The following is a 25,895-nucleotide window of genomic DNA, read 5'->3' as shown; positions in this document are numbered from 1 at the left end:
GGGTACCTTCCGTGACTTATAAACAAATCAAATGGATGATTCTGTTCATCCCGACGATCGTTGTTGGAATATGGGAGTACGTCCGGCATCAGTTCCTGCTTCCATATATTTCGATGGACTTGGGCAACTGGCTGACTCCGGTTCTAGTATACCTAGTAAGCGTAACATTGCTGAACAGGCTATTTCAGATGCTGGAGAAAATACAGCAGGAGCTTCAAGCGGAACGAGCCGCGAAAGTAGCGCTAGAAGCGAGGGAGCACTTGGCCAAAGAGCTGCATGACGGCATTGCCCAATCCGTGTTCCTGTTATCTGTTAAAGTCGATCGTTTGGAATTTACATCGGATCAGGCGAAGTATGATAAGGATATTTTTCAAATTCGTAAAACGGTGCATGAGGTCAACCGATACGTTCGCCAGGCGATTGCAAACTTAAGGTATGCGGCCGAATCCGAAACGCAGCTGCTATATAGAGAAACTATGGACGAGAAAGTAAGGCAAATTGCCGAGGAGGTTCTCGTGCCGATTGTGGTCGACTGGAGCATACCTGACGAGCTGTTGAGTCCGAAGGAAAAGGTAGAGCTTCTGTCCAGCATACGGGAAGCGGTCGTTAACATTCAGAAGCATGCTCAGGCCACAAAGGGATGGATCAAAGGCGGGACGATGAACAACCAGTCAGGCTGGGTCGTAGAGATCAAGGATAACGGCATAGGTTTCAAGGAGGATCCAACTCAATTGGAAGAGAGCTATGGCCTGCTGATCATGCAGGAACGAGCGAAAGAGATGAATTGGAACTTTCGGATTGCTTCAGAGAATAACTATACAATCGTAGAGTTTCGGCATACAGGATGAAGAGGCGTCTCGGGAAGAGCTGCTTGTTTTCATTCGCTATATATAAAAACCCCTTTATTGGGCTTGTTTTAATATAGTACAATATTAAAGTTGCTGACTACATCAAGGGGGAACAGAACAATTATGAACATGCTTAAATATTCTGCGCTTGTCTTTCTCGGTGCTTGCAGCTACGGCACCCTGTCAACAGTCGTCAAGCTGGGGCTGGCCGATGGCTTTACCATTCAGCAGGTTCTGGGGGGACAATATTTATTTGGCTGGGGATTTTTACTCATTCTTATGTTATTATTTTCACGTGTCCGCATCGGATGGCGGCATATCAAGCATCTGATGCTCGCGGGTATCCCGATGATTTCGACGAGCATTTTATACGGACATGCAGTGGAGCAATTGCCGGCTTCGCTTGCTGTATTGCTGTTATTCCAATTCACGTGGATCGGCGTAATTTTGGAAGCCGTTATGCAGCGGAAGTTTCCGAGTAAGGTGAAGCTGATTTCTCTCGCAGTATTGATTATAGGTACGCTGCTCGCGGGCGGTGTATTGGAGAATACCAGTGGCGGCTGGACGTTGAGCGGCGTTATTTTTGGGTTATTGTCCGCGGTTTCTTTTGCACTGTATATATATTTAAGCGGAAATATTGCGACGGAGGTTCCGGTTTTATCGAGAACATTCGTGATGGTCAGCAGTGCGTTTGTACTATCGATAATCGCATTTACCCCCTCGATCCTATTCGATGGTTCTATCGCGAATGGGTTATGGAAATATGGCATACCTTTGGGATTGCTTGGTATTATTATTCCGGTCATCTTCTTTGCTATTGCTATACCAAAGGTAGGGCCGGGGCTAGGTACGATTCTTGGCGCAGCGGAGCTGCCTGCAGCGGTCATCGTGTCCGTGATCGTACTGCATGAGCATGTCTCCCCCCTGCAATGGTTTGGAATTGTCGTCGTGCTTGTCGGCATAGCTATCCCGCAAATGGCTTCATTCCGCTCCAAATCCCATTTGCATCCTTCGGAATTAGGATGAGAAGAGCCGTGAATGGAGAAGAACGATGAAATCCGATAAGGGGATGAAGCGAGATTTAAGTTAAGGCTTAAGTAGCACTCTGGTAATAGTTGCCTATTTCGTCTAGTTCATCTATAATATTGCGTTAATGCAGCGCCCCTTCGCGAATAGTGGAGGGGCTGCTGGCTTACCGCCAAGTGCTGTACGGTGCAGAATATGCATACCAGGCTATTATGCCTAGCAAGAAAAATGGAAAAGGAGGACTCAACGCGTTTAATTACATAGCTTGGAAAGTCGAGCGAACCGATCTGATTTCACCCTTGCTTACAACAATAAAATTAGAGATAGAAACATCCATCATTCAGTAAATGGAGTTGCATAAGAAATGGAAGCCATCAGAGCACTATTTAGAAAAATATTCGGAAATTTCAAAGTTAAGCTGTTTATCTCCATTGGCATCATTCTGCTTATTCCCTCATTAGTGGTTGGCATTTTGGCCACGAAGAGCGCCAAAAGCGGAATTCAAGAGCAAATTACGCACAGTGCTACCGAATCTATCAAGCTGGCGGATTCGATGATTAACGATCTTGTTCAGCCGAAGCTGCACGATGCGCAAATTTTTGCGGCAAAGCTGCAAGGAAATATGCTTGATGCGGGAGGGGCTGCGGATACTCTATTATCGTTCGAGCAATATGCCGCCCTTCATCCCGAAACCAGTCTTATTTACTATGGCACGAAGGAAGGCAAAGCATTGATTGTACCTTATTCGGAGGTAGCGGCCGATTTAGATCCGCGAACAAGGCCGTGGTACGAAGATGCGATGAAAGAGCCGGGCAAAACCGTGGTCAGCCGTCCGTATTTATCCGCTGATGAGAACAGCGATATTACGATTTCGGTGTCTATGGCTACCGCAGATGGCTCAGGCGTGATCGGAATGGACTTGAAGCTTGAGAATATCAGGGAGACCTTCGGCGATATTAAAGTCGGGAAGGAAGGCTACGCCATTCTCCTGGATGGCGATCAGCATTATATCGTTCATCCTGTCCATGCCGCGGGGGAGATAGCATCGGAGCCTGCCGAGTTGAAAATGTATGAGAAAGATCATGGGGATTACACCTATGCTACCGAAGGCGAGCATAAATACATGACCTACATAACCAATGCATTGACCGGATGGAAACTCGGCGGAACGATCTATTTATCCGAGATTGATGCGGCCGCGAAGCCTATTATTTATAATACATTGCTTACCGGGGGCATTTGTCTTCTTATAGGATTCGTTTTTATTTATTTCATGATCCAATCGATTATCAAACCGATTCGCAGCTTGAAAGAGCAGGCGCAAAGCGTGAGTGAAGGAGACTTAACCCAGGTAATCGAGGTGAAATCCAATGATGAAATTGGCGAGTTGGCGGCCGCTTTTCAGGTGATGCAGCAGAAGCTTCGTGGCTTGATCGGGAAGGTAGGGCAAGGAGCGGAGCAGGTTGCCCTCTCATCCGGCGAATTGACCGCAAGCTCTGAGCAGACCGCAGAGACAAGCCATCATATTGCCCAGGCGGTACAGGATATAGCCGTGGGAGCCGAACGGCAAACGTTAGGGCTTGAGCAGAATGCGGCGGCGCTTGATGAGATTGCGAAAGGTGTGATGCTGATTGCCGAACGCACAAGCGCTGTTGCCGAATTGGCGAAGATGTCAACGCTGCAGGCGGAGGAGGGCAGCCGTTCGGTCGAGCAGACAGGCAATCAGATGGGGTCTATTTATCAATCGGTCGAGCGGTCGAATAGCATGATCCGCTCACTTCACGAGCGTACTCATGAAATAGGCGAAATTACGAAGCTGATCGGGGATATCGCCGGTCAGACGAATTTGCTCGCTCTGAATGCAGCTATAGAAGCAGCGCGCGCAGGGGAGCATGGCAGCGGCTTCGCGGTCGTCGCAAGCGAAGTCCGCAAGCTGGCGGAGCAATCCGAGCAGTCGGCGATGCAAATCACGACGCTCATAGACGGCATTCAAGGGGATGCGGAGGAATCAGTACAGACGATGACTCGCGTGACAACAGAGGTGGAGGAAGGGCTTAATATATCCGTCGTTACTATGCAGCGGCTGGAGCAGGCCATGGAAGGAATCCGCGAGACGACACCCCAAATTGCCGAGATCGCGGCGACGGCTCAGCAAATATCGGCGAGTGTACAGCAGATCGTGGCGACGGCAAATGAGCTTTCGATGATCGCTACCGGCAACGCCTCCGCTGCGGAGGAGGTTGCTGCTTCTTCAGAGGAGCAACTGGCTGCGATGGAGCAAATTTCTGCCTCTGCCCAAAATTTGGCGGAGATGGCGGTTGAATTGAAGGAAACGATCGGTCATTTTAAATTCTAGCCGGGTATGTAAATCATAAAATATGACGAAGCAAGGGTCATGCTGCTAAGCCGGCATGATCCTTGCTTTATTTTTCCGAATCAAATCGGTTACAATGATATTTGTTACAGTGGCATGCTGATTTGGCAGTGCTTTCTTTATTTTCACAAAATGTTAACAACTTGAGGGTGTTAATAGCCCCAAATAGTCATTTTTGCCTCATAATAATGAGATATACTGCCAGTAAGGGAGGGAGTAGCGATGAAAAAGATAAGCATAGTAGTGTCATTGGTTGCACTTATTCTATTAAGTCTATTCTTTATCCCGATCCATGCCAAGCCATCAGGACAGACGCGAATGATTCTGGATCATTCCCTGCATGTTTATGTTTCCCCGCCTTGCTTTAATGAAGCCCAGGTGACGAACAACATTGCAGAGTCTACGCTTAGCAAGGCAAGAGAGCTTCAATATGAATCGGAGGCAAAGTGCACGACAGATTCGTTAATGAGCCAAAAAATGAGTTTAGCAGATGCTTTGTTCATGAAGTTGGGAATCGTAAAAGGGCCATGGAGTTGGTGACTTATCATAGAAAGAAGGGGTTCAATCTAATATGAAGAAATGGACGGCAGCTTTGCTAGTGCTTGTGATCGCTGTTTTGGCGGGATGCTCATCCGCAAGCGACCAGACACGACTATTGAATGAAATTCCGGAAATTATCGAGGTACAAATTCAAAGTGATCCCGAGGAATTGAAACTTGGGGAATCGGTGGCGATCCAAGCCAAGGTGACTCAGGGCGGAGAAGATGTAACGGATGCCAAATCCGTGATCTTTGAGGTGTGGTACAGCGGAGACGAGGAACATGAAATGCTGGAGGGCACGCATACGGGAAATGGTGTTTACGGAATCGAAAGAACCTTCGACAAAGACGGAGTATACAATGTGATCGCTCATGTGACGGCTCGGGATATGCATAATATGCCGCGCAAACAATTCATTGTCGGTACGGTGTCGGAAGAGGAGATTGAACAAGCGAAGGAATCGCTCTACGATAAGAGTTCGCATATGGATTAAATTTTTAGGCAAGGAGGAACCGCAAAATGAGAGCAGGAGTACGACGACTTCAACTGCTGGTGCTCACTCTATTCGTATTAACGGCTTGCGGACAATCCGTCTCTACGAGCAAGAACTCTACGCCATCGACCGAAGCCGGGAGTGCGAATGATGCCAAGGCGAAAATAATATATAAACAGAATTGTATTGGCTGTCATGCTGCCGATCTTAGCGGAAGGGTAGGCCCGAGTCTTCAGACCATCGGAGCTACGCTTACCGAAGCGGAAATTTACGACGCAATCAGCTCCGGGAGAGAAGGGATGCCTCCTTATGATAAAAGGTTAAAAGCGGAGGACATCGATGCGCTGGCTGCTTGGCTCGCCGCTCATACAGGCGCTGCTGAAGGAGTTGACGAATGAAAGGTACGAAGCGGATCGTCGATATCACGATTATTGCCGTATTAGTTATCGCAGCGGTCGCTCTGCTGGCTTTTTCATGGGGAGGCGGCAAGCCAAATGACCTGAATTATCCAGTGGAGCCATTCGAATTCACAAATCAGGATGGACAGCCTGTCGGCCTGGATGATTTAAAGGGAAAGGTTTGGGTTGCTCATTTTATGTTTACAAACTGCTCCACCGTTTGTCCAACCCTTACGGCAAACATGGCGAAGCTGCAAAAGGAGATAAAGTCGGCTGGACTTCAAGCAGAGCTTGTGTCTTTTTCTGTCGATCCTGAGAAGGATACCCCGGAAGCATTAAAGAGGTACATTAGCAAATTTACGGATGATTTCGATAACTGGAATGCTTTAACAGGGTATTCGTTTGAAGAAATTCAAGCCTTTGGGCAAAGCAGCTTTAAGAGTGCGATTCAGAAGGATGCTATCGGAGACCAGGTCATCCACGGCATATCATTTTATCTCGCGGATGCATCAGGAACAATTGTGACGAGATACGATGGCCAAGAGCCGCCCTACAGTAAAATTATTAAAGATGTTAAGGCGTTATCCCGTTGATAGTTTTCCTTTGAAGCGAGTATAGAGAAAAACACCGACCACGGAGAAGAACAAGGCTGTTTTCCACAGAAACTCGGATATACTCATTGAGCCGTCGCTCCTGCCCCCAGATAACAGGCTGACTAGAAACATTGAAGCGATCAATATTATAGCATCGAAGAGAAGGGACGGGAGTCGCTTAAGCATGCGGACTAATGAAATTTTGAGTGCGCACAAATTCCAAAGAGAGGATATAATCTCCATCACAAGTATTCCAAGCGCAGCTCCGACATAACCCCATCCAGGAATGGCGATGACTACATACTGAATCACAATGGAGCAGATAATGCCGATAAACAGTCCGAAGAAAGTCGCTTTTTTAATGTCCTGAGACCATAAAATACTCATCGATAATTCGCGAAAGCCGACAACAACGGGAAGAATAGCCAGATATTGGATCGGCCTCGCGGCCTCGGTAGTGTTGAATATAAACAAGGACAGCTCAGGAGCATAAACGTACAAATATATAGCCGCCGATAGTCCCCAAAGCCAGGCGGCTTCAAGCGTAACAGAGAGGAGCTTGTGGAACTCGGGCAACAGCTTGCGCTGCCAATAGCTGGCCATCCGAATCGTTACGGTGTGACTGAGTGCTTGGGTGACGAGAGTCGGTGTATAAGCCATAATCGCAGCCATTCCGGTAATTATACCGTACATGGCAGTGGCCCGGGAGGTGTCGTAACCAGCTGCCATTAGTCTTCCGGGGATCAGGATTGCGTCGATAAAATCGGAGGCCGGAATCAACAGTCGGGTTAGTGAAATGATGAAGGAGGTTTTCAACAACCAGACAAAAGGCAGCTTATAAAGGGGCACGGGAGCCGTCGTTTTTTTTCGCTGATCCGCAGAAATATAGATCGTTAGCAGCGTGAAGGATACGAGTACGCCGATAAAGGCGGCGAGCACCCCTCCGCCGACCGCGACATGGATGCCATGAGATAGCAGTTGGCCGACTATGAGCAGCATGAATAGTATTCGGCTGCCCTGCTCAGTTAACTCAGATAACGCAATAATATTAAATCGTTCAAGCCCCTGCAAGTAACCTCGTAGTAAACCTAACAATGGAGCCGCAAAAATAGCCGGAGCGAGGCTTCGTAGAGCGTATTGGAGGCCGGGATTCCCTAGGGCTCTGGCAATGACGGGAGAATTCCAGAATACGACCATGCTTAAAATGCTCCCTAATATGACCAAAAAGAGGGAGATCCATTTAAAAAAATGCCAACCAAGCCAAGGCTTTTTCGCTGTTATAATGGCCAAGGCTGTCGGCAAACCACCAGAGATCATCAGCAGTAGACCATATAAGGAATAGGCGATTTGATACAATCCGATTCCTTCCGCACCCACGAGCCTGGTCAACACGACACGGCCGACTAATCCAAGCAGCTTTACGACAGCCATTGCCCCGGCTCTAATTGCGGACTGCTTTAACAGGCGGGATACTTTCATATGTCCTCCAGCATAACCGTCAATATGTTCCAGTTCTTCTAGTGTATGACGTTAAGCTGCAGTTATGCTGACAAGCTGTTCATCTCGCGACCTTCAATGATCCTTAATATGCACGAGTAAGTATTTGGTATGCTGATCCCAACCTAGGTCAAAGGGGACTCGGTAACGATCTGCTGAATGCGAGTTGACGAGCGGGTAGCCGTAATCGTCAAACCCTACGACAACCGAGAAATGATCCACATCGCTGCCGCTAATAATATAACCGATCAAGTCGCCGGGGTGGATCTGTGAGAGTGCGCCGTTTGGATACTTTGCCGATGGAGCGACAATATCCCGGAAATTCCCTCTAGCTAGCAGCTTTCCGTATCCGGAGTAGACAAGAAAGTTATAGAAGGAATCCGTTCTAATCCAAGCCTCACTTCCGCCTTTTTTGGAGAAATAACGCCAGCCTCCAGTCTTCGGCAAACCTCCGCCTTCCTCTTCATCCCCAACGACCTGGGAAGCGAAATTTGTGCAGTCTCCGCCCCGGCCGGAATAGTCGGCATATTTGCGATTATACCTATGATTATTTCCTGCGCCCCAAGCTGTGCCTGCGTATTTATTGGCGTATTCTACTGCGCGTGCTCGACGATATCTTTTGCCATCCACTAATTTTTGCTCATATTTGACGGACGGAGATAGACCATCTTCCGTTGCTGCAATTTTGTTCGGATTTTCGTCCAAGGGATCCAAATACCACTCTTTGTAAACCTTCCAATCGTTATCGACCTTTTTGAGTGTGATAAAATGCTCGGTTCCAATACCGAACGACTGAACAGGCACATATTTATTTAAATAACTATAGTCTACCTTCAGTGACTGGACTAAGGAGATTTTAGCCGTATCGTTGGATAGTTTCAGACGAACGATACGAATATCGCTGTCGGCCTTGACTAGTTTGATCGCTCTCTTGCTCGCCCATTCGTTGAGATAATTCGTCCGGTTCTCCTCGTTGCGATAGGCGTGCATGCTAACTTTGAAGCCATTGACGTAATAGCTTTCCAGTTGCTTCATGTTGCGGTTAATGAGAGCATCAGCTCTCTGCTTGTATAGTTTGTTCAGAAAAAGACGAACTTCATTTTCCTGCTTGTCATCAGAAGCAGCTGTAATTTCGGGTCTATAGGTCAACAATACTAAGCAAAGAAGGATCACGGCTGTTGCCATTTTATTTGTTAATTTCATAGTCACCGTCCAGCTTGGCAAAAACGATCAGTCTTTGCTCATGCTCCTTTTTTTTTCTGCTGTATTTTCCACTGCATGTTACTAAATTTAGCATTCGTTCATCGGTTTCACCGAATACCCTGTCAACGGGCGCGTCCGAGGTTGGATAAGATTCTACGGATTGCACAATGTAGGTCAGCTTTTCTCTGTTCATATCGCAAACGATAATGGGGTCGCCTCGTTTTAATTTTTTTAAATTAAAAAATACAGCCGGGCCGCTATAGCTATCGACATGACCATCCATCACCATATTACCTTGTTCTCCGGCAATAACGCCCGGATGCAGAATTCCTACAACCTCCGTCTGTTTGGGAACGTCCATCTGACCATTATCAAGTACTCCGACCGGCTCGATATTAGCTTTTACCTTTATGGCGGGAATTATGAGCTCTGTCGGCATAAACGGCTTTGGAAGAGACACCCGCTTAATCTCTACCGGTGTTTTGATGGGAACATGCGGAGTCTGAGGAGGGGACGAGGGCGGGACGGATTTGGTATAGTGATTTGGTTGTATGTTTTGTTTACCTTGCTTGGAACTTACGCATCCAGCGCAGCTGAAGACAAGGACAAGAGTAAGCAGAATGTATATTCGTTTTTCCATCTTGTAAGAAAGAAAGAGGGAGTGAGGCCCTCTTTCATCCTCCTTCTATTCTGTTTGTTCACTTGCTCCGCCGAATCCAGTTTTAGGCATTTTGGTTGCTTTTGATTTAATGCTTTTTGTCTTAAGGCTTTTGGCCTTAATGCCTTTGTGATGGGAGGCCTTCGTCTTAAGCTGGTGCGTTTTGTGAGCCTTGTGCGTTGACCTCATGTGCATTTTCTTCTCGTGTTTGGTTTCCGGGTGAACCGGAGCTGCGCCTACAGCAGAAGCTGCGGAAAATAGCAAGCACGCCGATAATATTGCTACTGACAATTTCTTCACAGTATTACCTCCCTGAGTTTTCTATTTCCCCCAAGGATAGGATATCCGCTGTGCTTTTTTCTAAGCAGGAAACTTATAGTTAAAAGGGTTTACAAGGCCTGCTCTTTGGAATATCATGGGGCTATCACAACGACAGGAAGGGACACTGACATGGAAACCACTAGATTGACTAAGCCCGAAGCGATGATCTTTGATATGGACGGCACGTTGTTCAAGACAGAGACGCTCCTCATTCCGGTCTATCATCGGCTGTTCGATCAACTTCGGGAAGAGAAGTTGTATACCGGGGATACTCCGCCTGAAGAACGAATTCTTGGCGGGCTGGGCATGCTGCTGGACGACATATGGAAGAGAGTGCTGCCGGAACATGACGTGACCGTACATCGACGGGCAGATGAATTGCTGCTTGAATTGGAGCTTGTCGGTTTGAAGGAATATGTCACTGAACTGTATCCCTATGTTCTGGAGACGCTTAGACAATTGCAAGAGCGCGGTGTCCGACTCTTTGTGGCCAGCAACGGCCTGGAGCATTACGTTAAAGAGGTGGCCAATACTCACGGCATTTATTCACTGTTTGAGGGAATTTATAGCGCCGGCGAGCATCAGACCTCATCTAAAGTCGATTTAGTGAAGCTTCTGCTGGATAACCATGGTGTAAACCGTGCATGGATGATTGGAGATCGCTCTTCCGATGTGGAAGCGGGCAAAGAGAATGGACAGACGGTGATTGGCTGCGCCTATGCTGGATTTGGCCAAGGGCAGGAACTGGATGGAGCCGATAAGCTGATCTCTTCCTTTGCTGAGCTAGTTGCGTTATATGATCAAGCGGTGGATTTTTCTGATCAGAGGGAAGCCGCAAAACCGTAAGTTTTCGGTTAGACTAAGCCATGGAAGCAGAACGAAGCCGCCCTTCGCATTAGGAAGGTGCGGCTCTTTGTTTGTGCATCCATAAAGCATACTCAAGCGGCCTCACGATAGCTGTGCGATAAGCATCCGAGTCACCGGATTGAATAAACACCTCCCGAGCAGGCTTCGGGTTTACTTCCAGGACGTAAACACTTCCGCTTGGATCAATAGCCAGATCCAGAGCGAGCTCGCAGAGCGCCCCATAGTTGGCCTCCAGCGTTGCAGCGATATCCAGGCTAAGCTTCTCAGCCGTTCGGCGTATTTCATTACGCTTCTCCTCGCTATGAGCATATTGCTTCAATAAAGTGCTCATCGATACCGCATGCCCACCGCCATGCAAATTTGAAGTTACACTACGCGGAGGGCCGACCCTGCCGACACAGCCGGTTACCTCCCAGTGTCCTGAACCGTTCTTCTGAACGAGCATGCGATAATCATGCACCCGCCCATTCGGCAGCTTGATTTCAATTCCCTGCTGCACTAGATAACGCTTCTTAGCTTTCCAGCGCATGAGATAAGAGCCTAGCTTCGCCTTGTGTACTTTTTGGGCTGGTATGATTTCTCGGTTAAGTTTTCTGCCTTGCAGCAAATAGAAATCAGGACTGATCCGATCTACACGCAGAATGCCTCTTCCTCCGGTTCCTTGCATCGGTTTAATGTAAACACTGGGATGAGAACGCATAATTTTGTACACATCGTTCATGGTTTGAAATGTTTTAGTTTCCGGCAAATGACGCTTGAACCGCGGCTTGTGGGATAGGAGGGTGTATACCGTCCATTTATCGCGTAGTGGACGATTCAGGAACGTGAGATTAGCGTAACGGCTGCGAAACTTGACCAGCTGTTCGAAGCGTTTGCTTTTCTGAATACGACACCGATCAAAGATGAGGTGAGGGAAGCTGCGCCATTTTCGTGACCATCTTTTTGTTTTAGGATCATACTGGAGGGAATAAATTTTCTTCTTGTCATCATAAACATCCATCGGTGTAAACACGAAAATATCTAACCCGATTTTCTGGCCTTCAACAATCATTTTCTGATATATATGCCGCTCCTCAAGCTGCTTTTTCTCATTCATATACAGCGTCAATATGCCAAGAACAGGCTGCGACAATACATTCACCTTCTTTGTACGATACTTGGTTCAAAATATTAAGCTTAATGAACCGAGTTCTTGGATTGATTGACTAAATGCTGACTATATTGAAAAATACGCTCAAGCGATTTTTTGCGAATTTGTGGCTCATCGAACTTCATGGGCTTGCTGTTTGCTTCGAAAAACCACATGTTTCCTTCAGTGTCAATTCCAAGATCCATGGACATTTCGCCAAGCAAATGTCCTGAGGCTTTTTCGATTTGTTTGGCAATTAGAACCGCATTGGATTTCAGGCGATGAAGGATTACTGTGGTCATTTCGTTGCCAAATGAAGGAGTAAGCAGTTTTTCAGGCGATTCGATACTGCCTCCTTGCGGAACATGCGTGGTAATTCTTTTTAGCCCAGCGAGTCGTGCTCCTACTCCAGTAACCATCCATACGCCCTTTCCCGTTTTTTGCACGAGAACACGCAGATCGAAATTGCGCTCCTTGTACGGGGTGAGCTGAATTCCTTCTTGCATAATATAGGGAGTGTCCTTCATCTCGGCTTTAATTCGATTCCAGAGCGAAGCTAGCTTGGCAGTTCGATATACGATATGCCTGTATCTTTGACCCTGGATCGTTAAACGATAAGGCTTTATATGTTCCGCTTCATACTGCAGCAGCATGATCCCTTTTCCAGCTTTTCCGCTTTCAGGCTTTAAATAGAGCCGTTCATATGTTTTGAGCATGGAAGCAAGCGATCTGGGGCCAAGCAACCTTTTGGTGTCGGGGACAAGTGCCCGCGTAGAGCGATTCTTTTTTAACCATTCGAACAGTTTTCGTTTATTAAAAAAATAGGGATTGTATATATGGATTGTTTTATGCTGGATAATTTCTTTTATTTTTTGGCGGACATTTCGTTTTCGCTCGTCCTCCCGCTGCGGAATCCGATTATAAATCACATCGGGAAGGGGAAACCACTGCTTCGACCAGATTTTATCATCCGGATCGTAATGATAGCCTTGAACCCGCTTGGCGGACAATTTCAAATCTTTAGTCGTAACGACATAGACGGGGAAATCCAGGTCATTGCCTGTGTTCAGTATATCTTTGAAATTAGCTTTGTTCCCACGGAATAGGCATTCGTGATCCCCTACAGTAAGCACAGCGACGACAGGCTTTCTGTCGGTTAAGAGATGGCTCATCAGCCTTCCCTCCTCCGGAATTTACTGAGATAAAGGCAGTGCTCTAGAATATGCTCTACGGATGCTCTGCCCTCGGCTTTTAGAGAAGGGTGCTGGAATATAGATCTTCCTGGCTTGGCATTAGCCTCAAACATCCATACTTTCTCATCCTTGTCTATCCCGATATCGAAGCCGATTTCTCCGATCAGATGCTGATGGTGATACTCTATAGCTTCAGCCAGCGTCACGGCAACATTCTTGGCGTTCCGCAGCACCTCGTCGGCTCTTGAACCAAAGGTGCGGCCGAGTGCTTGCTCCGGTGTCAGCAATGAACCGCCATTTTTAAGGTGTGTCGTCACGCTGCCTTTGCCGGCTTTCTTAGCGCCAATGCCAACAACGACCCAATGATTCCTGCCGTTCTTATGCATATGGAACCGGAAATCGATCGGGCAGCCATCAATCTCGATGAGACGAATTCCTTGCTGAGCCACATAGCCGCGAAGCGAGCGTCCATGCCTGGTTTGAAGGGTACGCATCAGGCTGCCGAAGGAGCCGAAACGAAGCAGCGCATTTTTACCGCCATTGCGGTAACGAGCATAGTAGCCGCTCTTTGCAATATGGGATAGTCTGTAAATACCATTTCCCAAGCTTCCGCTGTTTGGCTTGTAATATATGAGCGAATGCCGCTCGAGCAAATCCTTTATTTGTTCCGGGGTAGGACTCATGATCGATTCAGGCACGTAACGACTAACACCGATGTCTTTTTCCAGCAGCTTATAAATGTCTGATTTATTAAAGAAGCTCCAGTTGAAGAAGGGTATTTTCTTACGGATAAAGCGTTCACGGAGCAGGTTGATGGATGACGTTGTCTCTGCCCTCCTGCTTGGCAAACGGTTGTAGACTACATCGGGAAGCGGCACTTTTTTGCGCTGAAATCGACCAGATTCAGCTAGAAAATAGCCATTGACGGTTTCTTGTTCCCAGTTAATGTCCCGCGGGGTAAAAGCAAATATAAAGGACTGCTTGCTTCCATGCCTAAGGAGCTGTTTGATAAATCCTGTTCTGGAGCCGAATGGATTATGGATCGAATTAGTGGGGCCATCGGACAACACGCCGATAAGTGGGCCGATTTGTACCTCGCCCTCCTGGTGGTTGCGGAGATATATGGTACCTGAATTCGGAATTTTGATCCCTTTGCGAACGCCCGAGGCAAGAAATAGATGATTGCCTGGTTTATGAATCGGTTTGACTGTAGCAGGAATGCGGTCTTGGCCAAGCCTGAGATGAACGGACTTTTTCCCTGACAATTTCAGGTTCTTCATTAGTGATCCCGACACGTAGACGACCCTTTGGGGCTGCTGCGTGAAATGGACGTTGCAGAAAGTCAAACTCATGAATTTTTTCCTCCTAAAAGTATTGCGAAGCAAAACAGCTTCGAAGCCAGGCTCACGGTTCTTGAAGCAATTAGCTATGAAGGCTAGGCAAAAGTTTTACGAAGCAACAAGTATCGGGCGTACTGTATCGGATTTTCCACGGACTTTCGGGCTCCTTGTATATCGCCGATTCGGAACAATGATGACCTGCCTGGTTTGGAATTGACCTCCAGAATCCATACATGCCCCCTGCGGTCAACCCCGAAATCGATCCCAAGCTCCGCAAGCCTGCCGAAATGAGATTCCAACTGCTTTGGGATCGCCTCTGATAGATTGCGAATGATCTGCAGGGCTTCTAAAGCAGCTTGTTGGCCGAGTTCTTTGGTCAAGAAAGGCTGCGCTCGATGGGCGCTTCCACCGCCATGAAGATTAGAGGTTAACGAGTGCTTGCGGCCAGCCCGTACTGCCATGCCTGTCATGCTCCACTTGCCATTTTCGTTTTTTTGCATCAGTACTCTGACATCGAAGGGCTCTCCCTTGGCATTATTTAGCTGCAGATACGGCTGCAGCAGAAATGTTCTTGAACCAACAAATCGATGTATCCACTCCAGCCCGTCTTGCCTCAACCGGAATTTTCTACGGAACAATTGATTGCTGCTGTCTCTGCCGGTCAATACAATGCCGCTTTCCAACTCCGAATCCATTTGTTTGACATGTAGTGTTCGTTTCCCGTGCGTGCCATTTTGCGGCTTAAGAAATGCTTCTCCATTATGAGAGGAGATCCATTGGCTTAGTTGATTCGAATTTTCGTAAAGGACGGTGTCGGGAAGATAGGGGGTGAAAAGGCTTTGTTTGATAAGAGCTTGATAGACAGACCATTTGCCTGCAAGCCCGCGGGTTAAATAAACAAAGGGCTGCAGTTCATTCAGTATCTCCAAACAGCGCTGCTTGCGTCTTTGCTGCCTTTTATCGTGAGATATGCATCGATCATAAATAATTTCAGGGGCGCAGAACTGCTTTCGTATCCATTTCCCGTTCTCAAACGTATATCCAGGGATGCTTCTACGGCCCGAAGTGACCCACCCTGGGCAAAATACGTAGATCGTCAATCTCTGCCGCTGACCAATGTGGCACAAATGGCGACAAAACGCCGACTCTGCAAAAGGAAGGGGGCCAGCACATTCGCCTACCAAAATGCCTACTATACCTAGAGGAGACAGATTCATTACAAAGTTCCTCCTTGTTAGAAGCCGGACAGAAAGCGTGAATATTCTATCACTTGCTTGGCGGAAGGACGGATTTTGCTCCCGCCAATCGGCGTATTATCATTCTTCGAAGGTTTTGAATTTACTTCGAGCAGCCAGATGCGGCCCTGTTGATCGACTGCGAGATCAATGCCCAGTTCTCCAAAGTGAGCCGGAATTTGCTCGTCGATACCCATTGCGATATCGAGCGCAGCCTTTTTCAGTCTAATGCTTAATTTTTTCTTGCTTTTAGGTGCAAGCGTGCTGCGCGATATGGCGTCCTTTAGCGTACAGAGCGAACCGCCCCGCGCTAGGTTGGAGACAAAATGCTGATTTCCAGCGATCCGGGCGACAATGGAGGTAACGTTCCATTTACCGAGCCGATTTTTTTGTACGAGTGCGCGAAAATCTACAGGACGCCGATCCATAACCATCAGATGGAGTCCTTGCTGGATTTGGTAACGGGTCGATTTCATTTTGCCGGACAGGGCAGAGAATAGCTTGATGAGGCTGGGATAAGTTTGCTTCTGAGTGCCTCCGACTTGGGCGGTTAGCGTCTGATAAGCTCCCCCTTCCAGCCGGGATATGCGAATGATGCCTTTACCCAGGCTGCCTTTAATCGGTTTAAGAAAGACGATTGGATGTCTGCTGCACATCGCTTTCAGCATGGCAAAATTGCGGAACAAATGAGATTCTGGCATATATCCTGATAGGGCAGGAGCGCGGCTCAGTGCATCGAAAACTTCGGTCTTATCCAGAAACTTTTCGTTGAAATAATGGCTTCCATAGAGGGATTTTACTTCTTTCATGAAATGCTGTACGCTAGGTTTATTCTCCAATTTTCGCGATGTCAGGCGATTGTAGAACACATTTGCGGCAGGAAGCTCGGTTTTCCTCCAGCCATCCGCATAAATCCACCCCGTAACAGTCGAGCTGTTGCTTCCGATATGGGATGTCGTAAAGAAATAAACAAAGACTCCTTGTCGTTGACAAGCATTAGCGAGTTCCCGGCAGAACAGGGTGATTGGACCGAAAGGCTTCTCCGGAACCTCCGGATAGTCGCGGCTGATCAGCACACCGATAATCGGTCCAAGCTGGATGGTAGATGAATGGGGACGATAAGTGATCCGAAGTGTCGACCTTGCTGGAAGAGCCATGCTTTTTGCAAGCCCCTGGCTGATCCTAATCCCGTCTAACCGGGACAAGGGGATGACTTTGACATTGTGCCGGAATGAACCGAAGGATAGCTGTAGCGGATGATTGGTCGGAATTTTCAGTTGCTTGATCAGCAGCTCTCCGAGCACAAGACAATCCTCTTCCAGCAAACCCGGATTCATGATTTGTACCTTTATTTTTTTGGAGTGCATGAAGCGGATCTCCTTCCAAGCTTAGGCTTGATGTCTTGGATGCGTCTTCGTAAATACATGTAATGCATCATATGAGGACATAGAATCCTTGGTGATTAACCCATCTTTGAAATAACTTTGTATAAGAAGCGGTCTAATGCCGGATTTCGCTGTCTGGCAAGTAGGTAGACGGCCATGTGCTAAGGTCTAGCGCATAATAAATTGTGACAGCAGCCTATATAAAGGTAGATGATTAGGCGATGTCCTTTATGGATTTTCAGGGAGGATGTAAGGTTGGCAGATTGGTTATATATTATGGTCAGTGTTGTTGTAGCAGCATTTGTTGGCGGAGTAACGAACCATTTTGCGATTAAAATGCTGTTTCATCCAAGGAACCCGATAATGATCGGGAAGCGGCGCCTGCCGTTTACGCCAGGACTTATTCCGAAGCGAAGAGATGATATTGCAGAATCTTTGGGCAATGTCGTTTCCGACTATCTGGTAACCTCGGAAGGGCTGCAGGAAATGGTGCTCCGGCCTGAATTCCGCAGTCAGGCAGAGGAGAAGCTAGGGGCGCTGCTGGAACGTTGGGCGGGCAGCAGTATAACTGTCAAGGAGGCTGCCTTGCGTTTATGGACGGAAGAGGAATGGGAGTCGGTTAAGGGCAGGGTGTTATCAGCGCTTGCGACAATCCTCCAATATGGCTTTCGGCAAGCGTGGCAGAAGTATGATTGGGAGCAAAGACCGCTGAAAAGTATAGTCCCGGGTTGGTCGGAAGAGAACCGTCAGTTGTGGAGTGAGGCGGCGGCCAGGGCGATTCTTGACGCGGTAGCGGAGGAATTGCTCTCATCCAAGGGGCAGCGCCTGCTGGCCAAGATGGCTTCGGGCCTTGTCGACAATACTGGAGGTTTCTTCGGGACGATGGCAGCGATCTTCATGGATGAGGAGAAGCTTGTCCAGAAGCTGACACCTGCTCTCGTCCGGGCTTTGCAGGGGGATGAGGCACGCAGTAAAGTCGCTTCTGCGATTAACGATCGACTGGAGCTTTATGGTGAGAAAGCTGTAGGTGAGCTGTTCTATTCTTGGGTTGGGCGTGATCCAGAGTCTTGGATCGGGGCGAAGCTCCAGGAGCTTCCGCTCGAAGCTTGGATCACCAAGGTCGAGAGCGTTAGAATCGCTTCATTGATTGAACCGTGGCGCAGTCAAGCGGAAGCCGCAGTTCCTGGCCTTGCGGATCGGATGCTTCTTCTAATCGCCCGCGTCATTCCACCCGCGATGAAGGCGATCAGGCTACCACAGCTTGTAAAGGAGCAGGTAGAGAAGTTTCCCGTAGAGCGCCTGGAAGAGGTTATACTTAGTGTATCCGGCAAAGAGTTTAGAGCAATTACTTGGCTGGGAGTTCTGCTCGGAGCCATGATTGGTCTGATGCAATCGTTGATGCTGCTGTGGATCGGTCGATAAAATAGAGCTGGCTGGTTGATGAAGTAATTAAAGATTCTAAGCAGTAAGTTGGAAAAAATAATGCGTTATTATCGACGCATTACTACATTTAAGGAGGATATAAGAATGAACATTTATGACAAAGCACATGATTTGGCAAATGCACTTAAAGAGAGCCAAGAGGTGGCTGATATTACATCAGCCATGAAGCTGGTGGATGCTGATCCGGAGAGCAAGCGGATGCTGGATGATTTTCGCGTGAAGCAAAATGAAGTGCAGCAGCGGATGATGAGCGGAGACATGCCGTCACCCGAAGAAATGGAGCAAATGGAGAAGCTGTTCGAGGTGCTAAGCTTGAATTTGAACATTCGTCGCCTGTTTGACGCGGAGCGCCGTTTGAGCGTTATTATTCAGGATGTAAATAAAATCATCACGGACAGCCTTCAGCATCTTTACGGGGCAGAGCAATCTTAGCCGCAAAAGAGCAGAGCGGTCAAACATAACAATTTTAGTACAAGTCTCATAATACGGATATCTTCTTCATAGACTAGAAATATAGATTTGTTTAGAGGAGTGCGGATTATGAAAACAATGAAGACATTGCATTTAATTAAGAAAGAGAAAAAAAGAAGCAAATGGAAGCATGCGGTCTACCTCATTCTTTCTCTGGGTATGCTCATATATGCTCTTCCGCTAATTTCCTTTGACTCCGGTGCTGGCTGGATGTCGTTATTTGGCGCCGTATGGGCAGCCTTTGCCTTTATGGTTATCGGTGCGCATCTGCATTTTCTCCTGGGAGTCAACGAAGAGAAGCAGCGCGCCCTCGAAGCCGTACGCCGGGCAAAGCTGCGCGAGTGGCAGAGCCAGCTGCAGATGAAGATTGGCCGATAGAGAGCAAGCAGGGATAATCAGGCTTTTCCTTGAAGCAGGCTTGCTTTATGAACAACAGCAGGGATGTAGAGTGGCAATTAAGCAGAGCTGGGTACGCCCGTACTAAGCAAGTGTGGCTTTTCCGAGAGGGACAGGCTGCACTTGCTCTTTTTTTCTCTTTTATTTCGTTTGGCAAGATGAGATAGAGAGGCTCCCGCAGCGTCCATTTATTTTCAAGCGAAAAGTGTGTATAATAGATACAGAATGGTACAGATTTTGAACGGGGGTGTAACAGTTGCAAGGGCATGAGGAGAGCATTACAAAGCACGAACAACTGCTACAGTACATTGAAGGACTGAAAATCGGCACTAAAATTTCGGTTCGCAAATTGGCGCGAAGCATGGGAGTCAGTGAAGGGACAGCCTATCGTGCGGTCAAGGAAGCGGAGAATCTAGGCATCGTCATTACGAAAGAGCGGATCGGCACGGTGCGGGTAGAGAAGAAGCCGCGGAATATTTCGGATCAGCTGACCTTTGGCGATGTCGTCGAAATCGTGGAGGGGCATGTTCTGGGCGGCGGTGAAGGCTTGGATAAGACGCTGCATAAATATGTTATCGGTGCGATGAAAATTGACGCGATGGCCAGGTATATCGACGCTGGCAGCCTGCTGATTGTTGGAAACCGGGAAGATGCGCACTCCTTGGCCCTAGAGCAGGGCTCCGGCGTGCTTATTACCGGGGGCTTCGGGACAAGCCGGGAAGTCAAGGCGCTTGCGGATCGCCTTAATTTGCCGATCATTTCATCGAGGCATGATACCTTTACGGTTGCCTCTATGATTAACCGAGCGCTGTTTGACCGACTAATCAAGAAGAAAATCATGCTCGTCGAGGATATTGTTGCAGCCAAGCCAAGGCCGAACATGCTCAAGGTGAACAGCAACATTTCGGATTTTGATCAGCTGTCTCTTGAAACAGGGATGCAGCATTTTCCGGTCGTGGATGAGTGGAATCGGGTCATCGGCATTGTCAGCCGTAAAAATGTCGAGGAAATCGGCGGCGGAGATCATCATATCGAGAAGTGCATGGTACGCCATCCGATTACGGTAGGGCTTCAAACCTCGCTTGCTTCCGCAGCGCAAATTATGGTGTGGGAGGGCATCGATTTCTTGCCGGTCATTGATCGCAACCGGAAGCTGGTTTCCTCCGTCACACGCAAAGAAGTGCTGCAAGCGATGCGGGATGCCCGGAACGAGCCGCAGCTCGGCGAAACCTTCGAGCATTTAATGTGGAACGGCTTCGTCGAGGAACGGGACGAGGAAGGGCGGCTGTTCTTCCACGGCATCATTACGCCGCAAATGTCGACGGATATCGGCACGATCTCCCATGGCGTGTTAACTTCGATTATGACACAAGCTGGCCTTAGCGCAGCCAAGGACGTTGGCGGCGGGGATTACGTCGTAGATCATTTGACGACCTATTTTGTCCGGCCTGTACAAATTGAGAATGCGGTCGTTATTACGCCGGTCGTATTGGAAACTAGCCGCCGCGCCTGCAAGCTGGAAATCATTATTACCCACCAGGAGCTGCTTATTTCCAAGGCGGTCATGACGCTGCAGTCGATCGACCACGCTTAAGCATCCACTAAAGCATCCACTAACAGCAAAGGACAATTCCTGATATGCTTCATTAAGCGCAGGATTGTCCTTTTTTCGCCTCAGTTTGCAAATAGTTTCCGCATGATTACGATTGGTTCGATTCCGGATTGTAGCGTGTCCAGAGACCATGATTGCGAATACCTGCAAAAATATTAAAAGCCCCCAGCACCATAAAAAGGGCGCCGATCACGACACGGATGGATGAGCCGCTGAAAATGAACATTTGGATAAAAGCGAGAATCAGAAGCATAAAGCCCATGCTGATATTCATTTTGGCTTGGGACAAGCCGCGAGCCTTGCCATCTACCGATCGACGTGACTTAATGCTGAAGAACAAGGAAAAAATGCATGAAATGATGAGTCCGGTGTACAACGCATATTGGATACTTTCGATCATGGCACAAAAACAGCTCCTTTTCACAATTCCACGGAAGTTTTAGCGTAAAGACGCTAAGACGCAGATTTGTTCGATTTGATGGAAGATCTTGTGGCAAATATCACGGGAGTTCCTTCAAAATCATGATATGCATACTGCGTAATGTCTATTGTAATCGTATAGTGCGAAAAAGTCAGCCCCTGATATAGGGGCGCATATCCACCCATACCTGCAGCACTCCCTCGCTGACGAGCATCGTCTTAATTTGAATGCTGTACTCTTTGTCGCGGACGGCGTATATTTTTCGATTCAATAGAGTCCTTGCCATTTTCCCGTCCGAATCGATTTCAAAAATGCTCCGGCCGCGCAGCACTTCAAGCTCCTCGTGCAACTGCTGCACCACCTCCTTCACAGCGAGCGAATCGAGCGGAGGATCTCGATCCTCTACGCGGATTTTAATTTCTTTGATCACCGTCGATCTTTTATTGTACTTTTTGAGCGTCTTATTATCTTCCTCCGCTTGATAGAGTTGAATTTGCAGGTCTTTGTTCTGAATCCAGAGCGTATTGTAGCTCATTTGATAAAGGATGTTGTACACAACGCTTCCTACAACCATCCCTAGTATAAAAATCGCCGTCAGCTGCATAAACCGTCTGAACTCCTCAATCGTCGGCCGACGAATCGGGCTCATCCCCGATTGCCTCCGCACACCCACCGTACCAGCTCCGATCCCATATGCGCGCCAAGAAAGGCGAACAGCAAATAAAGAATTTGCTTGATGGCTGGTGACAGGTTGCCGTCAAAGAAATTGCTTTCTATAACGCGCATCGGATCGATCGTTCCCCCCACCGCCGCAGCGAGCGCCCAAATCTTGATCCGATCCGCGACATCCAGCATGGTCTGAGTTGGCGGCTGCAGGGATACGACGGCTCCGATTCCCCCGACCAATGCACCTCCCAGGACGATGCCGAAAGCGATAAAGAAGTCCATCACTGCTTTTGTAAGAAATGTGCTCATGCTTCAAACTCTCCTCTCTTTCAGGTTATTTATGTTTTCAAGCCATACGGCCCTGCTTCGCTTGTCCTTCTATACCATTGTATGGGCGCTTTCCAGCCTTATATGATAAAATATTTTGAGAGGTAGTTTGTCTTGGAAAGGAAGGAGACGCATGGACGAATTTGTTCACTTGCACGTGCATAGCGAGTACAGTCTGCTGGATGGCGCCGCCAGACTTCAAGATTTAGTTGCCAAAGCGGCAAGCTTCGGGATGAAGGCGTTGGCACTGACCGATCATGGAGTGATGTACGGGGCGGTTCCTTTTTATAAATATTGCAAGGCAAGCGGCATCAAGCCGATCATCGGCTGTGAAATGTATTTTACGGCCAGCTCGCGCAAGGAACGGGGAACTCGAAAGGATCAGCCGATCCATCATTTAATATTGCTGGCCAAGAATGAAACGGGTTACCGGAATCTTATGAAGCTGTCCTCGATCGGTCATCTCGAGGGCTTTCATTATAAGCCACGGATCGACTGGGAGGTGCTCGAACAGCACAGTGAGGGACTCGTATGCCTCAGCGCGTGCCTTGGCGGAGAGGTGCCGCAGCATCTGCTGCATGGCCGATATAATGAGGCCCGGAAGGCTGTACAGCGTTATCAGGCGGCATTTGGAGATGACTTTTATATCGAGCTTCAGGATCATGGCATTCCGGAGCAGAAAAAAGTGCTCCCCGAGCTGATCAAGCTGGCTCGCGAGCTTGATGTGCAGTTGGTCGCCACAAATGATGTGCATTATCTGAACCAAGAGGATGCCGAGGTGCAGGATGTTCTCATTTGCATCGGTACAGGCAAGACGGTTGAGGATGAGGAGCGGCTGCAAATCCCGACCGACCAGTTGTATTTAAAAAGCGGCGCAGAAATGGCGGCGCTCTTCCCATATATTGCCGAGGCTGTCGCTAATACGAAGATCATCGCGGAAAAATGTAATCTTGAACTTGAATTCGGGCGGCATATTCTGCCGGCCTACCGCCCAATTCCGGACGGAATGAGTGCGGAAGCTTATTTGGCTTTGCTATGCGAAAAAGGGCTTGAGGAAAGATACGGCCATCTAGATATTTGGCGGCAGGAGCATACGCGGGAGCCGTTGAAAAAGCGGCTTCATTATGAACTGAATGTGATCGGGAATATGGGCTTTGCGGATTATTTTCTGATCGTTTGGGATTTCATCGCTTATGCTCATAGACAGGGCATTGCTACTGGCCCAGGACGGGGCTCCTCTGCAGGAAGCATCGTGGCCTATGTGTTAAATATTACGGATGTTGATCCGATGAAATACAATCTATTGTTCGAGCGCTTCTTGAATCCTGAACGGGTGACGATGCCGGACATCGATATCGATTTCAGTGATGAGCGGCGGGATGAAGTGATTGCTTATGTCGCCGACAAATACGGTGCCGAGCATGTAGCGCAAATTATTACGTTCGGGACAATGGCCGCGCGCGCCGCGGTGCGGGATGTGGGACGCGTGTTAAATGTTCCGTTCGGCGAAGTGGATAAAGTCGCGAAGCTGATCCCTGGAAACCTCGGTATGACGATCGAGCGGGCGATCAAGGAAAGCCCGGAGCTGAGGGGGCTTTATGAGTCGCAGCAGCGGATTCAAGTCCTGCTCGACATGGCCCGGAAGGTGGAGGGTATGCCGCGTCACGCCTCGACTCATGCGGCTGGCGTCGTTATTTCCCGCGATCCGCTGACAGACACTGTGCCGCTGCAAGCGGGCGGTGAAGGGACGCCCCTGACCCAGTATTCTATGGAGCATTTGGAATCGATCGGGCTGCTCAAGATGGATTTCCTGGGACTGCGCACGCTCTCGATTATCGAACGCTGCATGAACTGGATTCAGGAGCAGGAAGGAGAAGTCCCTGATTTTCGCCATACTTCGGATGATGACCCAGCCACCTATGAAATGCTGGGAAGGGGCGAGACAACAGGCGTGTTCCAATTAGAATCCGCAGGAATGAGGCGGGTACTTAGAGATTTGAAGCCGTCTGTGTTCGAGGACATTATTTCTGTTCTCGCCTTGTATCGGCCTGGTCCGATGGAATTTATTCCGAAATATATCGCAGGCAAGCATGGGCAGATTACCGTGGAGTATCCGCATGCTGACCTGATTCCAATTCTTCAGGACACATACGGCATTATCGTTTATCAGGAACAAATTATGCAGATCGCGGCGAAAATGGCCGGTTTCTCACTCGGTGAAGCCGATTTGCTGCGCCGCGCCGTTTCAAAGAAGAAACGCGAGGTGCTGGATGAAGAGAGAGGGCATTTCGTTGCAGGAAGCTTGGCCAAAGGATATGAAGAGAAGGATGCGAATGCGGTTTACGATATGATCGTTCGCTTTGCGGACTATGGATTTCCTCGCGCGCATGCTGCGGCATACGGAGTTCTTGCTTTTCAAACAGCGTATTTGAAGGCGCATTATCCTGTTCATTTTATGGCGTCGATGCTGACTGCCGTTATGGGCAGCCATCGCAAGGTGGCCGAATACATCATTGAGTGCCGCCGAATGGGGATCACGGTGCTGCCGCCGGATGTCAATGAGAGCAGTATTTTGTTTACGCCTCGCTTGGCCGAGTCATCGGATGGTAAAATATTACGGGAAAACAGCGGAACAGATGCATCCATTACCGCGGCAGATCCGGATGCAGAAAGCGAATTGCAGGTGCCGAGGGAGAGCGAATCCATAAATAGGACAGCGGAGCAGGCTGCAGTGCAGGGTGTTATCAGGTTCGGCCTGGCGGCGATCAAGAACGTTGGAACCCAGGCCATGGAGAGTATTTTGCGGGAGCGCAAGGAGAGGCCTTTCGATAGCTTGCTCGATTTTTGCAGACGGGTTGATCTGCGTACTTGCAATAAACGCGTTATCGAATCGCTCATTCAGGGCGGAGCCTTTGATTCGCTACCGGGGCACCGGGCCCAACTGCTTGCCATGCTGGACGAGACGGTCGAGGCCGCGCTGAAATGGCGCAAGGAGCGGGAGGATTTGCAAATTCAGCTATTTGATTTTGTGGAGACGCCGAACTGGAACATTGAATATCCGGAAATCCCCCCGTTCAATGCGGGACAGCAGCTGGAGCTGGAGCGAGAGCTGCTGGGCTTGTATTTGTCCGGCCATCCGCTGGATGATTACGATGAGCTGCTGGCGGGAGATGGCATAGAAAGACTTATGGATTTAGGAGAGAGTCCTGACGGAAGCCGGGTGGTCGTCGCCGGCATGGCGGTATCGGTGAAGACGATTACGACGAAGCAGGGCAAAGCGATGGCTTTCATGGAGCTGGAGGATCAGGTGGAGCGCTGCGAGGTCGTGCTCTTTCCTGAAATATGGCGGCGCAGCGGGGAGCTGGTCGCCAAAGGCGCCCTGCTTGCGCTGCGCGCCACTGTCCAGCAGCAGGACGAAGGCTTCAAGCTGCTGGCGGACGAGCTCGCGCCGCTTAGCGC

At 48.7% G+C, this 25,895-nt stretch carries 25 protein-coding genes; 13 read left to right on the top strand and 12 right to left on the bottom strand.

Annotated features, from left to right (window positions below):
- The first annotated feature begins 11 nt into the window (after positions 1–11).
- The 7 genes from CZ379_RS21595 (at position 12) to CZ379_RS21565 (ending at position 6,272) form a co-directional block, all read left to right on the top strand.
- Positions 12–848, top strand: a complete 837-nt coding sequence (locus CZ379_RS21595; protein ID WP_110933508.1) for a sensor histidine kinase — start codon at positions 12–14, stop codon at positions 846–848.
- Positions 849–971: 123 nt separating this feature from the next.
- A complete protein-coding gene (locus CZ379_RS21590) occupies positions 972–1,874 on the top strand; it encodes an EamA family transporter (protein ID WP_199925722.1) in 903 nt (300 codons plus the stop codon).
- A gap of 364 nt (positions 1,875–2,238) precedes the next feature.
- Entirely contained in the window at positions 2,239–4,230 is a 1,992-nt protein-coding gene (locus CZ379_RS21585) for a methyl-accepting chemotaxis protein (RefSeq protein ID WP_110933507.1), read from the top strand.
- A 240-nt stretch (positions 4,231–4,470) separates the two neighbouring features.
- Complete coding sequence (locus CZ379_RS21580) at positions 4,471–4,788, top strand: hypothetical protein (RefSeq protein ID WP_110933506.1); 318 nt, start codon at positions 4,471–4,473, stop codon at positions 4,786–4,788.
- 31 nt (positions 4,789–4,819) lie between these two features.
- Positions 4,820–5,281, top strand: a complete 462-nt coding sequence (locus CZ379_RS21575) for a FixH family protein (protein ID WP_110933505.1) — start codon at positions 4,820–4,822, stop codon at positions 5,279–5,281.
- 26 nt (positions 5,282–5,307) lie between these two features.
- On the top strand, positions 5,308–5,679 hold the full coding sequence (locus tag CZ379_RS21570) for a c-type cytochrome (protein WP_110933504.1): 372 nt from the start codon (positions 5,308–5,310) through the stop codon (positions 5,677–5,679).
- A complete protein-coding gene (locus CZ379_RS21565; protein ID WP_110933503.1) occupies positions 5,676–6,272 on the top strand; it encodes an SCO family protein in 597 nt (198 codons plus the stop codon). Before CZ379_RS21570 ends, CZ379_RS21565 begins: the two co-directional genes overlap by 4 nt.
- On the opposite strand, the gene CZ379_RS21560 is transcribed toward CZ379_RS21565, so the two are convergent.
- The 4 genes from CZ379_RS21560 to CZ379_RS21545 form a co-directional block, all read right to left on the bottom strand.
- Positions 6,261–7,751: an oligosaccharide flippase family protein gene (locus CZ379_RS21560; RefSeq protein WP_110933502.1), complete on the bottom strand. Its 1,491-nt coding sequence runs from the start codon at positions 7,749–7,751 to the stop codon at positions 6,261–6,263. The two genes, CZ379_RS21565 and CZ379_RS21560, sit on opposite strands and share 12 nt — an antisense overlap.
- Before the next feature lie 93 nt (positions 7,752–7,844).
- Positions 7,845–8,972: an amidase domain-containing protein gene (locus tag CZ379_RS21555; protein WP_110933501.1), complete on the bottom strand. Its 1,128-nt coding sequence runs from the start codon at positions 8,970–8,972 to the stop codon at positions 7,845–7,847.
- Positions 8,956–9,432: a class F sortase gene (locus tag CZ379_RS21550; protein ID WP_199925721.1), complete on the bottom strand. Its 477-nt coding sequence runs from the start codon at positions 9,430–9,432 to the stop codon at positions 8,956–8,958. The genes CZ379_RS21555 and CZ379_RS21550 overlap by 17 nt, the downstream gene beginning before the upstream one ends.
- 225 nt (positions 9,433–9,657) lie before the next feature.
- Positions 9,658–9,930, bottom strand: coding sequence for a hypothetical protein (locus CZ379_RS21545; protein ID WP_110933499.1), 273 nt, complete (start codon positions 9,928–9,930; stop codon positions 9,658–9,660).
- 150 nt (positions 9,931–10,080) lie between these two features.
- Between CZ379_RS21545 and CZ379_RS21540 the strand changes: the two genes are divergently transcribed.
- A complete protein-coding gene (locus CZ379_RS21540; protein ID WP_110933498.1) occupies positions 10,081–10,797 on the top strand; it encodes an HAD family hydrolase in 717 nt (238 codons plus the stop codon).
- Positions 10,798–10,846: 49 nt separating this feature from the next.
- Here the strand turns inward: CZ379_RS21540 and CZ379_RS21535 are convergent, their stop codons facing one another.
- The 5 genes from CZ379_RS21535 to CZ379_RS21515 form a co-directional block, all read right to left on the bottom strand.
- On the bottom strand, positions 10,847–11,959 hold the full coding sequence (locus tag CZ379_RS21535) for a YheC/YheD family endospore coat-associated protein (RefSeq protein WP_324616499.1): 1,113 nt from the start codon (positions 11,957–11,959) through the stop codon (positions 10,847–10,849).
- A 35-nt stretch (positions 11,960–11,994) separates the two neighbouring features.
- Positions 11,995–13,119, bottom strand: coding sequence for a YheC/YheD family endospore coat-associated protein (locus CZ379_RS21530; RefSeq protein ID WP_110933496.1), 1,125 nt, complete (start codon positions 13,117–13,119; stop codon positions 11,995–11,997).
- Positions 13,119–14,492 carry a YheC/YheD family endospore coat-associated protein gene (locus CZ379_RS21525; protein WP_110933495.1) on the bottom strand — a complete coding sequence of 458 codons (1,374 nt, stop codon included), beginning with the start codon at positions 14,490–14,492 and terminating at the stop codon, positions 13,119–13,121. The genes CZ379_RS21530 and CZ379_RS21525 overlap by 1 nt, the downstream gene beginning before the upstream one ends.
- 83 nt (positions 14,493–14,575) lie before the next feature.
- Positions 14,576–15,697, bottom strand: a complete 1,122-nt coding sequence (locus CZ379_RS21520) for a YheC/YheD family endospore coat-associated protein (protein WP_110933494.1) — start codon at positions 15,695–15,697, stop codon at positions 14,576–14,578.
- Positions 15,698–15,714: 17 nt separating this feature from the next.
- Entirely contained in the window at positions 15,715–17,082 is a 1,368-nt protein-coding gene (locus CZ379_RS21515; protein ID WP_110933493.1) for a YheC/YheD family endospore coat-associated protein, read from the bottom strand.
- Positions 17,083–17,355: 273 nt separating this feature from the next.
- Between CZ379_RS21515 and CZ379_RS21510 the strand changes: the two genes are divergently transcribed.
- The 4 genes from CZ379_RS21510 (at position 17,356) to CZ379_RS21495 (ending at position 21,004) form a co-directional block, all read left to right on the top strand.
- Positions 17,356–18,522: a DUF445 family protein gene (locus CZ379_RS21510; RefSeq protein ID WP_110933492.1), complete on the top strand. Its 1,167-nt coding sequence runs from the start codon at positions 17,356–17,358 to the stop codon at positions 18,520–18,522.
- Positions 18,523–18,627: 105 nt separating this feature from the next.
- Complete coding sequence (locus CZ379_RS21505; protein ID WP_110933491.1) at positions 18,628–18,975, top strand: YlbF/YmcA family competence regulator; 348 nt, start codon at positions 18,628–18,630, stop codon at positions 18,973–18,975.
- Between the two features lie 108 nt (positions 18,976–19,083).
- A complete protein-coding gene (locus CZ379_RS21500) occupies positions 19,084–19,392 on the top strand; it encodes a hypothetical protein (RefSeq protein WP_234404973.1) in 309 nt (102 codons plus the stop codon).
- A gap of 274 nt (positions 19,393–19,666) precedes the next feature.
- Positions 19,667–21,004 carry a DRTGG domain-containing protein gene (locus tag CZ379_RS21495; protein WP_110933490.1) on the top strand — a complete coding sequence of 446 codons (1,338 nt, stop codon included), beginning with the start codon at positions 19,667–19,669 and terminating at the stop codon, positions 21,002–21,004.
- A gap of 106 nt (positions 21,005–21,110) precedes the next feature.
- Here the strand turns inward: CZ379_RS21495 and CZ379_RS21490 are convergent, their stop codons facing one another.
- From CZ379_RS21490 to CZ379_RS21480, 3 genes are all read right to left on the bottom strand, one after another.
- Positions 21,111–21,422, bottom strand: coding sequence for a YtpI family protein (locus CZ379_RS21490; protein ID WP_110933489.1), 312 nt, complete (start codon positions 21,420–21,422; stop codon positions 21,111–21,113).
- Between the two features lie 172 nt (positions 21,423–21,594).
- Positions 21,595–22,092: a sporulation membrane protein YtrI gene (locus tag CZ379_RS21485; protein ID WP_110933488.1), complete on the bottom strand. Its 498-nt coding sequence runs from the start codon at positions 22,090–22,092 to the stop codon at positions 21,595–21,597.
- Complete coding sequence (locus tag CZ379_RS21480) at positions 22,089–22,418, bottom strand: YtrH family sporulation protein (protein ID WP_110933487.1); 330 nt, start codon at positions 22,416–22,418, stop codon at positions 22,089–22,091. The genes CZ379_RS21485 and CZ379_RS21480 overlap by 4 nt, the downstream gene beginning before the upstream one ends.
- 151 nt (positions 22,419–22,569) lie before the next feature.
- On the opposite strand from CZ379_RS21480, the gene CZ379_RS21475 reads away from it, so the two are divergent.
- Positions 22,570–25,895: DNA polymerase III subunit alpha (locus tag CZ379_RS21475; RefSeq protein ID WP_234404972.1), on the top strand; the 3,326-nt coding region annotated here is incomplete at its 3' end.

Source organism: Paenibacillus bouchesdurhonensis, assembly GCF_900155685.1.
Taxonomy (GTDB): Bacteria; Bacillota; Bacilli; order Paenibacillales; family Paenibacillaceae; genus Fontibacillus; species Fontibacillus bouchesdurhonensis.
This window is presented reverse-complemented; position numbering and strand designations above follow the sequence as displayed.

What these genes read in the sequence shown, in the direction of transcription:
- CZ379_RS21585 (WP_110933507.1), top strand. Translation starts at nt 2,239, where the DNA reads ATGGAAGCCATCAGAGCACTATTTAGAAAAATATTCGGAAATTTCAAA.
- CZ379_RS21555 (WP_110933501.1), bottom strand. Translation starts at nt 8,972, where the DNA reads ATGAAATTAACAAATAAAATGGCAACAGCCGTGATCCTTCTTTGCTTA.
- CZ379_RS21530 (WP_110933496.1), bottom strand. Translation starts at nt 13,119, where the DNA reads ATGAGCCATCTCTTAACCGACAGAAAGCCTGTCGTCGCTGTGCTTACT.
- CZ379_RS21565 (WP_110933503.1), top strand. Translation starts at nt 5,676, where the DNA reads ATGAAAGGTACGAAGCGGATCGTCGATATCACGATTATTGCCGTATTA.
- CZ379_RS21480 (WP_110933487.1), bottom strand. Translation starts at nt 22,418, where the DNA reads ATGAGCACATTTCTTACAAAAGCAGTGATGGACTTCTTTATCGCTTTC.
- CZ379_RS21500 (WP_234404973.1), top strand. Translation starts at nt 19,084, where the DNA reads ATGAAAACAATGAAGACATTGCATTTAATTAAGAAAGAGAAAAAAAGA.
- CZ379_RS21515 (WP_110933493.1), bottom strand. Translation starts at nt 17,082, where the DNA reads ATGCACTCCAAAAAAATAAAGGTACAAATCATGAATCCGGGTTTGCTG.
- CZ379_RS21560 (WP_110933502.1), bottom strand. Translation starts at nt 7,751, where the DNA reads ATGAAAGTATCCCGCCTGTTAAAGCAGTCCGCAATTAGAGCCGGGGCA.
- CZ379_RS21490 (WP_110933489.1), bottom strand. Translation starts at nt 21,422, where the DNA reads ATGATCGAAAGTATCCAATATGCGTTGTACACCGGACTCATCATTTCA.
- CZ379_RS21485 (WP_110933488.1), bottom strand. Translation starts at nt 22,092, where the DNA reads ATGAGCCCGATTCGTCGGCCGACGATTGAGGAGTTCAGACGGTTTATG.
- CZ379_RS21520 (WP_110933494.1), bottom strand. Translation starts at nt 15,697, where the DNA reads ATGAATCTGTCTCCTCTAGGTATAGTAGGCATTTTGGTAGGCGAATGT.
- CZ379_RS21575 (WP_110933505.1), top strand. Translation starts at nt 4,820, where the DNA reads ATGAAGAAATGGACGGCAGCTTTGCTAGTGCTTGTGATCGCTGTTTTG.
- CZ379_RS21580 (WP_110933506.1), top strand. Translation starts at nt 4,471, where the DNA reads ATGAAAAAGATAAGCATAGTAGTGTCATTGGTTGCACTTATTCTATTA.
- CZ379_RS21505 (WP_110933491.1), top strand. Translation starts at nt 18,628, where the DNA reads ATGAACATTTATGACAAAGCACATGATTTGGCAAATGCACTTAAAGAG.
- CZ379_RS21525 (WP_110933495.1), bottom strand. Translation starts at nt 14,492, where the DNA reads ATGAGTTTGACTTTCTGCAACGTCCATTTCACGCAGCAGCCCCAAAGG.
- CZ379_RS21570 (WP_110933504.1), top strand. Translation starts at nt 5,308, where the DNA reads ATGAGAGCAGGAGTACGACGACTTCAACTGCTGGTGCTCACTCTATTC.
- CZ379_RS21540 (WP_110933498.1), top strand. Translation starts at nt 10,081, where the DNA reads ATGGAAACCACTAGATTGACTAAGCCCGAAGCGATGATCTTTGATATG.
- CZ379_RS21590 (WP_199925722.1), top strand. Translation starts at nt 972, where the DNA reads ATGAACATGCTTAAATATTCTGCGCTTGTCTTTCTCGGTGCTTGCAGC.